This window comes from Aquitalea magnusonii, assembly GCF_002217795.2.
In the GTDB taxonomy this organism is placed as follows: Bacteria; Pseudomonadota; Gammaproteobacteria; order Burkholderiales; family Chromobacteriaceae; genus Aquitalea; species Aquitalea magnusonii_B.
The window spans coordinates 2,031,644-2,045,198 of record NZ_AP018823.1; the positions used below are offsets into that span (position 1 = coordinate 2,031,644).

Annotated in this window: 10 protein-coding genes; all 10 read right to left on the reverse strand. The window is 64.2% G+C overall.

Annotated features, from left to right (window positions below):
* Positions 1-762 (reverse strand): uroporphyrinogen-III C-methyltransferase, encoded by a 762-nt coding sequence (gene cobA, locus DLM_RS09720; protein WP_089083261.1) that lies wholly within the window; start codon positions 760-762, stop codon positions 1-3.
* Between the two features lie 15 nt (positions 763-777).
* Positions 778-3,486, reverse strand: a complete 2,709-nt coding sequence (locus tag DLM_RS09725; protein WP_089083528.1) for a nitrate reductase — start codon at positions 3,484-3,486, stop codon at positions 778-780.
* A gap of 68 nt (positions 3,487-3,554) precedes the next feature.
* The gene (gene nirD, locus DLM_RS09730; protein ID WP_089083260.1) at positions 3,555-3,872 is read right to left on the reverse strand and encodes a nitrite reductase small subunit NirD; all 318 of its coding nucleotides are present in this window, start codon (positions 3,870-3,872) and stop codon (positions 3,555-3,557) included.
* A 12-nt stretch (positions 3,873-3,884) separates the two neighbouring features.
* The gene (gene nirB, locus DLM_RS09735) at positions 3,885-6,341 is read right to left on the reverse strand and encodes a nitrite reductase large subunit NirB (RefSeq protein WP_231960141.1); all 2,457 of its coding nucleotides are present in this window, start codon (positions 6,339-6,341) and stop codon (positions 3,885-3,887) included.
* 10 nt (positions 6,342-6,351) lie between these two features.
* Complete coding sequence (locus DLM_RS09740; RefSeq protein WP_089083259.1) at positions 6,352-7,554, reverse strand: nitrate/nitrite transporter; 1,203 nt, start codon at positions 7,552-7,554, stop codon at positions 6,352-6,354.
* A gap of 253 nt (positions 7,555-7,807) precedes the next feature.
* Positions 7,808-8,911, reverse strand: coding sequence for a CmpA/NrtA family ABC transporter substrate-binding protein (locus tag DLM_RS09745; RefSeq protein ID WP_089083258.1), 1,104 nt, complete (start codon positions 8,909-8,911; stop codon positions 7,808-7,810).
* Positions 8,912-8,920: 9 nt separating this feature from the next.
* Entirely contained in the window at positions 8,921-9,511 is a 591-nt protein-coding gene (locus DLM_RS09750) for an ANTAR domain-containing response regulator (RefSeq protein WP_089083257.1), read from the reverse strand.
* Between the two features lie 141 nt (positions 9,512-9,652).
* Positions 9,653-10,942, reverse strand: coding sequence for an MFS transporter (locus DLM_RS09755; RefSeq protein ID WP_089083256.1), 1,290 nt, complete (start codon positions 10,940-10,942; stop codon positions 9,653-9,655).
* 62 nt (positions 10,943-11,004) lie between these two features.
* A complete protein-coding gene (gene tcuB / locus DLM_RS09760) occupies positions 11,005-12,138 on the reverse strand; it encodes a tricarballylate utilization 4Fe-4S protein TcuB (RefSeq protein WP_089083255.1) in 1,134 nt (377 codons plus the stop codon).
* Position 12,139: 1 nt separating this feature from the next.
* Complete coding sequence (gene tcuA / locus DLM_RS09765; RefSeq protein WP_089083254.1) at positions 12,140-13,540, reverse strand: FAD-dependent tricarballylate dehydrogenase TcuA; 1,401 nt, start codon at positions 13,538-13,540, stop codon at positions 12,140-12,142.
* Positions 13,541-13,555: the final 15 nt, after the last annotated feature.

A 13,555-nucleotide genomic window follows, 5' to 3' on the forward strand; every position in this document is an offset into this window, starting at 1 on the left:
CTAGGCACAGCTTGGCACTGCCGCAGCCATGGGCAGTTGCGGCAAGCTGGCTTCGGCCATGGCCTCGCCCACCAGAATGATGGCCGGGCTGCCCATGCCTGCGGCCAGGGCGTCAGCCTCCAGCGTGGCCAGCGTGCTCAGCAGGCGCTGCTCCTGCGGCGTGCTGGCCCACTGCACCACCGCCACCGGTGTGCTGGCCGGCAGGTACTGCAACAGCGCCTGATTCAGGCTGGCAATGCGGCTCATACCCATATAGATGGCCAAGGTGGTGCCGGTGGCGGCCAGTGCCTGCCAGTCCGGCTCGCTGTGGTCCTGTGCGTGGGCCGTCACCAGCGTCACGCCACGGCAATGCTGGCGATGAGTGAGCGATACATTCAGGCTGGCGGCTGCCGCCAGTGCCGCACTGATACCGTTCACCACTTCCACCTCGATACCGTGTTGTTGCAGATAGCGGATTTCCTCACCGGCACGGCCAAACAGCAGTACCTCGCCACCCTTCACCCGCACCACCCGCCTGCCCTGCACGGCATAACGGCGCATCAGGCGCTGGATGAAATCCTGCGGCGTGGACTTGCAGCCACCGCGCTTACCCACCCGCACCACCTGCGCCTGCGGTGCCAGGCTGACGATGTCCGGGTTGACCAGCTCGTCCAGCAGCAGCACTTCCGCCGCCTGCAACTGGCGCACCGCCTTGAGGGTGAGCAGTTCCAGATCGCCGGGGCCAGCCCCCAGCAGCACCACCTTGCCTGTTGCGCGTTTCATGTTCTTACTCCCTGTTCAGGCAGGCTGCGCCACGCTGGCGGCCATGCGTTTGATTTCCGGCACACAGGAACCGCAGACGCTGCCGCAGCCCAGGGTGTTCTTGAGGTGTGCCACACTCTCGCCCCGCTCCAGACATTGGCGGATGGCGGTTTCGCCCACTTGCCGGCACTGGCAGACGATTTTTTCCCGCGCTACGGCACGCTGCCCGGCCGGGGCAAACACAGTCAGGCGAGAGCCTTGCCATGCCTCCCCCGCTTGCAGTTGCTGCAGCAGGCTGTCCGCTGCCGGGACATCGGTCGCACTGCTGCTGGCAAACACAAAGCCAGACAGACGGCCATCGGCCCAGGCTACGCGCTTGACCACGCCACGCCGGTCGTCACGGTACTCCAACACATCCGGACCGGGGTGCAGGCCCAGCACATCCAGCAACTGTTGCAGCCAGTCAGCCAGCGCCGTCGCATGCGCGGCGCGCAACAATAAGACATCCGGGCCGTGCAGCGCAATGGCGGCATAGCTGCACTGGCAAAGAAGCGGTGCCAGCCGCGCCTGCATGGCCGGCAAATCATCACAGCGCAGCGCCGCCGTCACCCGCCACGGCAGGCTGATTTTTTCCACCTTCACCGCCGCATGCTTGAGTTCCGGCTGGAAGGACTGGTCATCCACCTGCGGCTGGCTGGCCTCGTTAATGCCACCACTATTGAGAAACTGGCCATTCCAGTGCATGGCCGCAAACACCGTGCCGCCGGGCAGTTCGCGGCTGATGGCAAGCGGCAGCACCAGTTGGCCGCGCTTGCTGCTGATGCGGACCAGATCGCCCGCCTGCAGGTCACGCCGCGCGGCATCGTCCGGGTGCATCTCCAGTGCCGGTTCCGGACAATGGGCAAACAGTTGCGGCAGGCGGCCGGTGCGGCTCATGCCATGCCACTGGTCACGCAGGCGGCCCGTCAGCAGGCGGAAGGGGTAATGCGCCGACACATTCTCTGCCGGTGGCTGATAACGCACGGCATGAAAACGGGCGCGGCCATTGGCAGTGGCAAACACGCCATCGACATAACGCCGCGCCTGGCCTTGCTCCGCGCCAGCGGGTAGCGGCCATTGCTGCGGCCCGGCGCTATCCAGCACCGCATGGCTCAGCCCGCTGATGTCCAGATCACGCCCGGTGGTGAGTGCGCAATGTTCGTCAAACACGCTGGCGACTTCGGTATCAGCAAACAGGCTGGCAGCGCCGGGATACAGCAGCACCTCCAGACGGCGGGCAATCTGGCTGACAATCCAGCCATCGCTTTGCGCCTCGCCCGGTGGTGGCACGGCGGCACGCACCCGGCTGATGCGGCGTTCGGAATTGGTGACCGTGCCTTCTTTTTCACCCCAGGTGGCTGCGGGCAGCAGGATGTCGGCCAGCGCGGTGGTGTCGGTATGGGCAAAGGCGTCCTGCACCACCACCAGCTCGGCCCTGGCCAGTGCGGCGCGTACCTGTGGCAGGTTGGGCAGCGAGTGTGCCGGATTGCTGCAGGCAATCCAGATGGCCTTGATGCGCCCCTGCTGCAATGCGTCGAACATGGCAATGGCCGGCAGGCCAGGCGTGGCGGACAGCCGCTCGGCCGGCACGCCCCAGTGGGCGGCTACTTCTGCCCGGTGCGCGGCATTGTCGATATCGCGATGCGCCGCCAGCATGGTGGCCATGCCACCTACTTCGCGCCCGCCCATGGCATTGGGCTGGCCGGTGAGCGAGAACGGGCCGGCACCCGGCTTGCCGATCTGCCCGGTAGCCAGATGCAGGTTGATCAGCGCCAGGTTCTTGTCAGTACCGTGGCTGGACTGGTTCAGCCCCATGCAGTACAGCGACAGGCTGGCCGGGCTGTGGCCAAACCACTCGGCAGCCTGAATCAGGTCTTCTTCGCGGATGCCGCAGATTTCCGCCGCCATTTTCGGCGTGGTGTTGCGCACCATCTGCTTGAGTTCGGCAAAGCCTTCGGTATGGGCGTGGATGTAATCCTCCGCCACCAGCCCTTCCCAGATCAGATGATGCAGCATGCCGTTGAACAGGGCGACATCGGTGCCGGGCTGGATCTGCAAATGCAGGTCGGCCATGACTGCGGTGTCGGTGCGGCGCGGGTCGATGACAATCCAGCGCATGTCCGGCCTCGCCGCGCGCGCTTCTTCCAGCCGACGCAGCAGCACCGGGTGGGCGTAGGCCAGATTGCTGCCGGCAAACAGCACGCAGTCGGCCTGTTCCAGATCGGCATAACAGGTTGGCGGGCCATCGGCACCAAAGGCTTTTTTATAGGCAGTAACGGCGCTGGACATGCACAGGCGGGAGTTGGTGTCGATATTGTTGGTGCCCACCACGCCCTTGGCCAGCTTGTTGAACAGATAATAGTCCTCGGTCAGCAACTGGCCAGACACGTAAAAAGCCACCGCGTCCGGCCCGTGCTGGCGGATGATGCTGGCAAAACCTGCCGCCACGCTGTCCAGCGCAGCGTCCCAGCCAACGCGCTGGCGCGGCGCGTGGCGGGTGGGCCGCATCTCCGGGTACAGCGCACGGCCACTGTCGCTGGCGGCACTGGCCGCCAGGTTCAGCCCCTTGCTGCACAGCCGGCCATAATTGGCCGGGTGCTGCGGGTCGCCCCGCACACCTGTTATGCGCCCGTCTTCGCTGGCAATCAGCACGCCACAGCCTGTACCGCAATAGCAGCAGGTGGAGCGGGTTTCAGTCCTGCCCATTTTGCCCATCCTTTTCTGATGACAAGGTCCCGTTGCAAGCCGTTGCAACCCGTTGCCATCCGCCTTGTTCACAAGCCCAGCAGTACCATGCCCTGTTCCAGTTTCACCGGAAAATGGCGGGCGCAGCCCTCGTCCGGCGCGCGTGCTGCGCCGCTGGCCAGGTCGATATGCCAACTGTGCAAGGGACAGGTGACGCCATGGCCATGCACCATGCCCTGGCTCAGCGGCCCGCCCTTGTGCGGGCAGCGGTCCAGCAGGGCAAATACCTGGTCGTCATGGGTGCGGAACACCGCCACATTGCCGCTGGCGCGTTCCACCACCCGGCTGCCTTGCGGCGGAATGTCGGTAAGGGCGCAAATCTGAACCCAGTGTTGGCTGTCTGTCATGCTGTGCGCTCCTCAGGCTTCCAGTTTGATCGGAATGAATTCGTTTTTCTGCGCCCCGGCAATGCGTGCCGCCCATGGATCGGGCAGGCCTTGCAGCGAGAACAGCAGCCGCTGGTACAGTGCCTGGCGGCTGGCGGCATCGGCCACCACCCTGGCCTTGATGACATCCAGGCCGACGCGGGCGATGAAGTGTACGGTGCGGTCCAGGTAATAGGCTTCCTCGCGGTACAGCTGCAAAAATGCGCCGCTGTATTCCTTTACCTCCTCGGCGGTTTTCACCTTGCACAGGAACTGCGCCACCTCGGTCTTGATGCCGCCGTTGCCGCCGACATACAGTTCCCAACCGGAATCCACCGCAATCACCCCCACGTCCTTGATGCCGGCTTCGGCACAGTTGCGCGGGCAGCCGGACACCGCCAGCTTCACCTTGTGCGGCGACCACATATTGGCCAGCATGGTTTCCAGATCAATCCCCATCTGGGTGCTGTTCTGGGTGCCAAAGCGGCAGAACTCGCTGCCGACGCAGGTTTTCACCGTACGGATGGATTTGCCGTAGGCGTGGCCGGACTGCATGCCCAGGTCTTGCCAGACATTGACCAGGTCTTCCTTTTTCACGCCCAACAGGTCGATACGCTGCCCGCCTGTCACTTTCAGCATCGGCACCTGGTATTTGTCGGCCACGTCGGCAATGCGGCGCAGCTCGCTGGGGGTGGTGACGCCGCCCTTCATCTGCGGAATCACCGAAAACGTACCGTCCTTCTGGATATTGGCGTGTACCCGTTCGTTGACGAAGCGGCTTTGCGGGTCGTCCACCGCCTCGTGCGGCCAACTGGACAGCAGGTAGTAATTGATGGCCGGACGGCAGGTGGCGCAGCCATTGGGGGTGCGCCATTCCAGAAAGTGGAATACCTCGGCATGGGTCAGCAGGTGCTGTTCGCGGATGGCCTTGCGCACTTCACCGTGGCTGCGCTCGGTACAGCCGCACACCGCCTTGGTCTTGGGCGTTTCCTGGAAATCGGTACCCACCACGCTCATCAATATCTGCTCCACCAGGCCGGAGCAGGAACCGCAGGAGCTGGCGGCCTTGGTGTGCTTTTTCACCTCGTCCAGCGTGAACAGGCCCTTGTCCTTGATGGCCTTGACGATGCTTCCCTTGCACACGCCATTGCAGCCGCAGACTTCGTCGCTGTCCTGCATGCAGGCGGCCTTGCTCTGGCCCTGCACGCCGGCATCGCCAATGGCGGATTCGCCAAACATCAGCGTGTCGCGCAAATCCGCCACCGAACGGCCTTCGCGCAGCAGCTTGAAATACCAGGCACCGTCGGCGGTATCGCCATACAGGCAGACACCGGCCAGCTTGTCGTCCTTGATCACCAGCTTCTTGTACACGCCGCCAGCCGGGTCGGACAGCACGATATCCTCCATGCCCTCGCCGCCCATGAAGTCGCCAGCCGAGAACAGATCAATCCCGGTGACTTTCAGCTTGGTGGACAGCACCGAGCCCTGATAGCGGCCAATACCCAACTGGGCCAGATGGTTGGCGCACACCTTGGCCTGCTCGAACAAGGGCGCTACCAGTCCGTAAGCGACACCGCGATGGCTGACGCATTCGCCCACTGCATACACGCGCGGGTCGTAGGTTTGCAGCGCATCGCTCACCACAATGCCGCGCTCGCAATACAGGCCGCAGGATTCGGCCAGTGCGGTATTGGGGCGGATGCCCACCGCCATCACCACCAGTTGCGCGTCTATCTGCTGGCCATCGCTAAAGCGCACCCCGGCCACACCGCCCTGGCCATCGTCCAGAATGGCCGCCGTCTGCTTGCCCAGCAAAAAGCCGATGCCACGTTTTTCCAGCGCCCGGCGCAGCAAGCCACCGGCCACTTCGTCCAACTGGCGGTCCAGCAGCCAGTCGCCCAGATGCACCACGGTCACGTCCATGCCGCGCAGCTTCAGGCCATTGGCAGCTTCCAGCCCCAACAGGCCACCGCCAATCACCACCGCCTGACGCTTGGTCTTGGCGGCCTCCATCATCAGCTCGGTATCGCGGATGTCGCGATAGCTGATGACACCATCCAGATCCTTGCCCAGCACCGGCAGGATGAAGGGTGTGGAGCCGGTGGCCAGCAGCAGGCGGTCGTAAGCCGCCTCGGTGCCATCCTCGGCGAGGACTTTGCGGCGCACCCGGTCGATGGTGGCAACGTTCTTGCCCATGTGCAGGGTAATGCCGTGCGCGGCATACCATTCAACACTGTTGAGGATGATGTCCTTGAAGTCCTGCTCCCCGGCCAGTACCGGCGACAGCAGGATGCGATTGTAGTTAGGGTGGGGTTCGGCACCGAATACGGTGATGTCGTACATCTCCGGGGCCAGCGCCAGTAATTCTTCCACGGTGCGGATGCCGGCCATGCCATTGCCCACCACCACCAGTTTTTGCCGGGTCTTGCCCTGCAGTTCTGCCATATTCATCCTGCTCTCCTTATACCCGTGCCGCCGCCACGCGCCAGCCACTGCGCCAGCGTTGTTTCACCCCGGAGAGGCTCAGCCAGGCCAGGCAGCACAGGCAGGCAAACAGCCACAAACCTGCTGCATAAGCACCGGTAGCCTGCTTGATGGCGCCCAGGCTGGCAGCCAGCGCAAAGCCGCCCACCCCGCCGGCCATGCCCACCAGGCCGGTCAGCACGCCGATTTCCTTGCCAAAGCGCTGCGGCACCAACTGGAACACCGCGCCATTACCGGCCCCCAGGCACAGCATGGCCAGGATGAACAGCAGCAGTGCCACCGATGGGCCACCCACATTGAAACCGGCCGCGCCAATCAACAGCGCACAGCACAGATACACCGCCAGCAGCGAGCGGGTGCCGCCCAGACGGTCGGCCAGCATGCCGCCCAGCGGGCGCATCACCGAACCGGCAAACACGCAGGCCGCGGTATACAGCCCTGCGGTTTTGGCATCAAAAGCAAACTGGTCGTGAAAGTAACCCGGCAGCGCGCTGGCAAAGCCGGAGAAGCCGCCAAAGGTCATGGAATAGAAAAACATGAACCACCAGGCGTCCTTTTCCTGCAGCACCGCCAGATAGTCGGCCAGCTTCTTGGCTGGCGGCGCATTGGGCGCGTCCTTGGCACAGCAGGTAAAGATCAGCAGCGCGGCAATGAGCGGAATGCAGGCCAGGCCGAACACGTTCTGCCAGCCAAACGCCAGTGCCAGTGCCGGAGCAAACAGCGCGGCCAGCACGGTGCCGGAATTACCCGCCCCGGCAATGCCCATGGCCGTACCCTGGTGCTGCGGCGGATACCAGCGCGAGGCCAGCGGCAGCGATACCGCAAACGAGGCCCCGGCCACGCCCAGGAACAAGCCCAGCAGCAGCGCGCCACCCAGGCTGGCAATGCCGATCTGCCAGGCCGCCAGCAAGGCGGCAATCACCACCAACTGGCCGATGATGCCGGCAGCGCGCGCGCCGATGCGGTCCACCAGCACGCCCATCAGCAGGCGCAGGATGGCCCCGGCCAGAATCGGCGTGGCCACCATCAGCCCGCGCTGCTGGGTGGACAGATGCAGTGCGGTGGCGATGGGCACCTGCAAAGGCCCCAGCAGATACCACACCATGAAACTGAGGTCGAAATACAAAAAGGCTGAGAACAGGGTTGGCTTGTGTCCGGCTTGCCAGAAAGTGCGGTCCATGTAGTGCTCCTGTCGGGGAAGCGTGCTTCCCGCCAAATGGCCAAAACAAAAACGGCGTCCTCCCTGACGTTAAAGTCAGGAGAGGACGCCGTTGTCCGGGTCGGCAATGGCCGCCGTTGGCCGCTGCCGCGATGTCTGGTGCAGGCGGCACGCCATTGCGCCGCTGCAAGATGATTAATGCAAAGAGCGTGCCAGCAGAAAACTGGCGCAATCGGGCTGATTCAAGCCGGCGGCAGCAAGATACCGCACCGCATCAGTGCGCTGCATGCGGCAGCGCACCAGCACAGGGCGCACCGTCTGCCGGTGACGGCCAGCGGCTGCCATCCATCAGCACGCTATGGCGTGCGCCGGCTGCCGGCAGCGGCACACCACAGGCCCGCGCCGCCTGCTCGTACAATAGGGTCTGGTTGACGGCGGCCACCAGCGCCTGGTCGGCCCCGCCCTGCCACATACCCCAGCGGCGGTATTGCTGCAAGAACCACAGCCCGTCAGTCAGATAGGGATAGTTGACCCGGCCCTCATCACAAAAGCGCAGCGAAGCGGCATCGCTGTGGGTCCAGTGCTGCAAGATAGTCTCCACCGGCATGCCCAGGCAGTCATCCTCGGCCAGCCAGGCGGCAGCCTGCGCATGGTTTTCCGGCTGATCCAGCCAGTGACTGGCCAGCAACAGCGCCTGCACCAGCCGCCCGGCCAGCTCCGGCTGCTGCTGTGCCAGCTCGCGGCGGCAGGCCAGCACCTTTTCCGGATGATCCGGCCAGATGACGGCGCTGTCGGCCACCAGACTGGCCACACCACGCTGCTGCGCCAGCGCGTGCCAGGGCTGACCGGCGCAGAATCCATCCAGCACCCCGTCCTGCATGGCATCGCCCATCTGCGCCGGTGGAATCACCACGCAGCGGGCATCATGCAAGGGATGGATGCCTTGCGCCGCCAGCCAGTAATACAGCCACATGGCGTGAGTGCCGGTGGGAAAGGTATGCGCCAGCACCAGCGGGCGGCCAAGCTGCTGGCTGAGCGCGCGCAGGCTGAGACCCTGGCGGTATTGCTGCGCCAGGTTTGGCGACAGGCTGATGCCCTGCCCGTTCTGGTTCAGCGTCAGCAGGATGGCCATATCGCATTGCGGGCTGCCCAGGCCCAGTTGCATGCCGTACACCAGACCGTACAGCGCATGGGCGGCATCCAGTTGTCCGCTCATCAGCTTGTCGCGCACGGCAGACCAGGACGGCTGGCGCTGCAGGCAAAACTGCAGGCCCAGCTCCCTATCCAGCCCCAGCTTGCGGGCCACCACCAGTGCGGCGCAGTCGGTCAGCGCGACAAAGCCCAGGTTCAGCGTGTGTAAGCTTGCAGCAGCAGTCATGAAAGGCTTTCAGCCCAGCAGTTTGCTGGAGTTGATCAGTTGTCGGGACAGTTCGGCCAGCCGCAGGCCGTTTTGCATGGCCTGGCTGCGCAGCAGCGCATAGGCTTCCGCCTCAGTCAGTTGGCGGCGCTCCATCAGGATGCCCTTGGCGCGCTCAATCAACTTGCGCTCCGCCAGTTGTTCTTCCACCTCGGCCAGGCGCTTTTTCAGCCTGGCGTCTTCTTCAAATTTGACCCGCGCCATGTCGATGATGGGTGCCAGGCGGCTGGCCGCCACCTGGTCCACCACATAGGCAGTAACCCCGGCACTCACCGCGGCCTGAATGGCGGCCAGCCCGCCTTGCTCGGCAAACATCACCACCGGGCGCGGCGCGGCATGGCCCATCAGCGCCAGTTGTTCCAGCGTGTCACGCGAGGGGGATTCGGTATCGATGATGATGATGTCCGGGGCCTGGCTGTCCACCAGTTGCAGCAGCTCGGCAGCGCCCTGGGCCTGGGCAATCACCAGATAGCCAGCCGCCGTCAGCGCGGCATGCAGCTGCGCCATCGGGCGGTCGGTATCGTTGACCAGCAACAGTCGTAATGCAGAAGAAGCAGTCATGGCGGCATCGGCAAGTGATTAGCCCAGACTTTGCAATATTCGTGCCTGCCGGCCAACTGCAGCCAGGCAAGCCCCCGCTGCCGCATGCGGGAGCCTGCCCCCGCCGACTGGCAAGGCTGCCGACGGTGCGCCGTGGCGGTATCAGGCTGGCTTGCCGTGTTTGCTGCGGAACAGCCGCTGGCTGGCAATCAAGGCAGAAGCGGCGGCAAACAACAGCCAGTACGCCGGTGAACTCTTGCTGTGCGTCATTTCCACCAGCGCGGTGGATACCGCCGGGGTCAGGCCGCCAAAAATGGCGGTGGCCAGGCTGAAGGCCAGCGAAAAGCCCACGGTACGTACATACACCGGCATGACCTCGGTCAGCGCCGCCACCATCGCGCCGTTATACATGCCAAAGAAGAAAGAGAACCACAGCAACACCGTCAGCAGCCGGGCAAAGCTGGGAGCCTCTGCCAGCCAGGCCATGGCCGGATAGGCGGTGAGCAAGGCCAGCAGCGAAATGCCCAGCAACAGCGGCTGGCGGCCAATGCGGTCGGACAGCGCCCCGCCGACGGGCAGCCAGCAAAAGTTGGACAGGCCCACGCACAGGGTGACAACCAGGCTGTCCTGCGCACTCAGGTGCAGTACGCTCTTGCCAAAAGTCGGGGTGTAGACGGTGATGAAGTAAAACAGCGTGGTGGTAAGCGACACCAGAAACATGCCCGCCACGATGGTGCGCCAGTGCAGGCCGATGGTGCCAAAGATTTCACGCAGGCTGGGGCGGTGCTTGCGCGCCAGGAAGGCATCGGTTTCCTGCAAGGAACCGCGCAGCAGGAAAATCAGCGGGATGATCAGACAGCCGATGAAAAACGGCACGCGCCAGCCCCAGGCGGCAATCTGCGCCGGGCTCAGCCACAACTGGATGCCATAGCCGATGGCTGCCGCCACCACGATGGCCACCTGCTGGCTGGCCGACTGCCAACTGGTGTAAAAGCCCTTGTGACCCGGCGTGGCAATTTCGGCCAGATACACCGACACCCCGCCCAGTTCCACCCCGGCGGAAAAGCCCTGCAGCAAGCGGCCCAGCAGCACCAGCAAGGGCGCGGCCAGGCCGATCTGGCTGTAATCCGGCACAAAGGCAATCAGCACCGTGCCACAGGCCATGATGCCCAGCGTCACGATCAGCCCCTGACGGCGGCCAATGCGGTCCACATAACTGCCCAGCACGATGGCACCGAGCGGGCGCATCAGGAAACCGGCACCGAAGACGGCAAAGGTCAGCATCAGCGAGGCAAACTCGCTGCTGGTGGGGAAAAATGCCTTGCTGATATAGCTGGCATAAAAACCGAACAGAAAAAAGTCGAACTGTTCGAGAAAATTGCCACTGGTCACGCGCAGTACCGCACCCAGTCGGGACTGGGCGGGGTGCTGGCTGGCTGGCGCTTGTTGCATGAGTACTCTCCTTTGTTGCGTTGTGTTTATTGCTTTTTTGAATAATCGGGCGCGGCGGGCTGTCAGCGGCGTTGACGCTTTTCGATCGCCCATTTCAGCAAGGCCGCGCTGCGGAAAATGCCGTGGGCGAACTTGCCATAGGGCAGAGTGAGAAACAGCGCCATCACCACGCCCAGATGCACCGCCAGCAGGCTGCCCAGCACATGGCTGTGGCGAGCAAACGGCAATAGCAGGCCGCTGGCGCTGGTGAGCAGCAGCAGGGCAATGAAGCCGCGGTCCATCGGGCGTTGTTGTACGTCGCCATGCTGCGGGTCGCGCTGCAGGTTCAGCCACAGCAGGCCGGCAGGGCCAATCAGCAGGCCGATACCACCCGCAATGCCCAGCAGCACCGGCAGGCTGTTCAGTGCATAGGGGGCTGGCAGACCCAGCAGATAGTGGTAGCCGGTGGCCACGATGGTGGCGGCAAAGCAGGACAGGAAACCGTAGAAGGTGAAGTGGTGAAAACGCCGCCGCCACAGGGTGTAGGCATCGTCGGCGTTATTGCAGCCCTGGCCGTGGCCGCCATCCAGATACTTCAGCGTGGCCACTGCATGACCGGCATCCAGCACCGCCGGTACATCCGGCGCTTGCGGGCTGATGTCACGCCAGAAGCGGCGCACACCCATGCCCAGCGCCAGCACGGCAAAGCCGAATACCGGGCCGAACAGCCCGGCCAGCAGATGGTGCGGGAAGTAGTCGTAGAAATTGCCGCTGTTCACTGTCGGGGCCACTGCCTGCAACAGCAGCAGGAACAGCGCAAGGCTGACGGCCAGTGCCAGCGCAACGGTCAGCCCGGCGTGGTGATACAGCCGCCCCAGCGCGCCCGGCCAGGCAAAGCGGGTATAGCTTTGCTGGCGCACCTGGGCCATGGCTTTGGGAATGTTGACGGCAAATTCATGCGGCGGTGCGTACTGGCAGGCATGCAGACAGGCGCCGCAGTTGTGGCACAGATTGGCCAGGTAATGGATGTCGGCCTGGCCGAATTCCAGCCGCTGGGTCATGGCGGGAAACACCGCACAAAAGCCCTCGCAATAACGGCAGGCATTGCAGATTTGCAAATCGCGCGCCACTTCGGCCTCTGCTTTGTCCAGCAGAGAGCCCGGCTGGCCGGCAGCCAGTTGTTGCGCCTCGTCGATCAGGCGGGTGAGTTGTTGCATGTCAGATTCCTTGTGAAACAGCCGCAGCAGCCTGCGCGGCACGGCTGCCGGCAATGCGACCAAAAGCCGTGCCGATGGCCATGCCGATACCAGCCACATAGCCCTTGCCCAGCACATTGCCGGCCATCATTTCACCGGCCACAAACAGATTGGGGCTGGGCTGGCCGGCAAAGTACACGGCGGCGTCGGCATTGGTTTTCAGGCCCAGATAGGTAAAGGTGATGCCGGGGCGCAGCGCGTAGCCGTAGTAAGGCGGGGTATCCAGCGGCAAGGCCCAGTGGCTTTTGGGCGGGGTGAGGCCGTCGGTGTGGCAGTTGTCCAGCACGGTGTGGTCGAACTGGCCGGCCTGACAGGCCGCGTTGTAGCGCTGGATGGTGTCGACAAAGCGCGCCTCGTCCAGCCCCAGTTGGCGGGCCAGTTCCGGCAGGGTGTCGGCCTTGTTGCCGGGGAATACCGGCGGCATGAAGCGGCCAATGGCCTTGGAATCGATGATGGAGTAGCCGATCTGCTCCGGCTGCTGTGCTACCAGCCGCCCCCAGATGGCATAGCGCTTGGGCCAGAAATCCTCACCCTCGTCGTAAAAGCGCTCGGCATGGCGGTTGAGCATGATGCCCAGCGACACGCAGTCCACGCGGGTGCAGATGCCGCCATCGTAAAGCGGCGCGCGGGCGTCAATCGCCACGCAGTGCGATTGTGACGGGTCGCCCACCATATCGGCCCCGGCCTGCTGCATGAACTTGAGCAGCACACCCTGGTTGAAGCGGGTGCCACGGATGAGGAAGTTGTCCGCCGGCCAGTCGCCCTGCTCGTTCTGGCCCCAGGCGCTGCGCAGCCATTCGCGGTTGGATTCGAAGCCGCCAGCGGCCAGCACGCAGCTATGTGCGGTGATGCGCTCGCCGCCCGCCAGGTGGGCGGCAACAAAGCGGCCATCCTGCAATTCCAGCCGCTCAACCGCGCTGTCGTAGCGAATCACCACGCCCAGTTGTTCGGCGCTGCGGTAGTAGGCATTCACCAGCGCCTTGCCGCCCCCCATGAAAAAGGCATTGGTGCGGGCGGTATGCAGTGCGCCGGACAACGAGGGCTGGAAATGCACGCCGTGACGGCGCATCCAGTCGCGACAACTGCCGCTGGCGCGAATCACCAGCCGGGCCAGCGCTTCGTCGGTCTGGCCGCCGGTCACGCGCAGCAGGTCCTGCCAGTATTCTTCTTCCGGATACGCATCCACCAGCACGTCTTGCGGGGCATCGTGCATGCAGCGCAGATTGCGGGTGTGCTGTGAATTGCCGCCGCGCCAGGCGCGCGGGGCGGACTCCAGCAGCAGCACCGAGGCCCCGGCTTCGCGGGCCATCAGTGCGGCGCAGAGTGCGGCGTTGCCGCCGCCGATGATCAGAACATCAAACATGGGTACAGCCTCCCT

Excerpts from the sequence above, each read along its gene's own strand:
- DLM_RS09755 (WP_089083256.1), bottom strand. The coding sequence starts at position 10,942 with ATGCAACAAGCGCCAGCCAGCCAGCACCCCGCCCAGTCCCGACTGGGT.
- DLM_RS09750 (WP_089083257.1), bottom strand. The coding sequence starts at position 9,511 with ATGACTGCTTCTTCTGCATTACGACTGTTGCTGGTCAACGATACCGAC.
- DLM_RS09725 (WP_089083528.1), bottom strand. The coding sequence starts at position 3,486 with ATGGGCAGGACTGAAACCCGCTCCACCTGCTGCTATTGCGGTACAGGC.
- tcuB (WP_089083255.1), bottom strand. The coding sequence starts at position 12,138 with ATGCAACAACTCACCCGCCTGATCGACGAGGCGCAACAACTGGCTGCC.
- tcuA (WP_089083254.1), bottom strand. The coding sequence starts at position 13,540 with ATGTTTGATGTTCTGATCATCGGCGGCGGCAACGCCGCACTCTGCGCC.
- nirB (WP_231960141.1), bottom strand. The coding sequence starts at position 6,341 with ATGAATATGGCAGAACTGCAGGGCAAGACCCGGCAAAAACTGGTGGTG.
- cobA (WP_089083261.1), bottom strand. The coding sequence starts at position 762 with ATGAAACGCGCAACAGGCAAGGTGGTGCTGCTGGGGGCTGGCCCCGGC.
- DLM_RS09740 (WP_089083259.1), bottom strand. The coding sequence starts at position 7,554 with ATGGACCGCACTTTCTGGCAAGCCGGACACAAGCCAACCCTGTTCTCA.
- nirD (WP_089083260.1), bottom strand. The coding sequence starts at position 3,872 with ATGACAGACAGCCAACACTGGGTTCAGATTTGCGCCCTTACCGACATT.
- DLM_RS09745 (WP_089083258.1), bottom strand. The coding sequence starts at position 8,911 with ATGACTGCTGCTGCAAGCTTACACACGCTGAACCTGGGCTTTGTCGCG.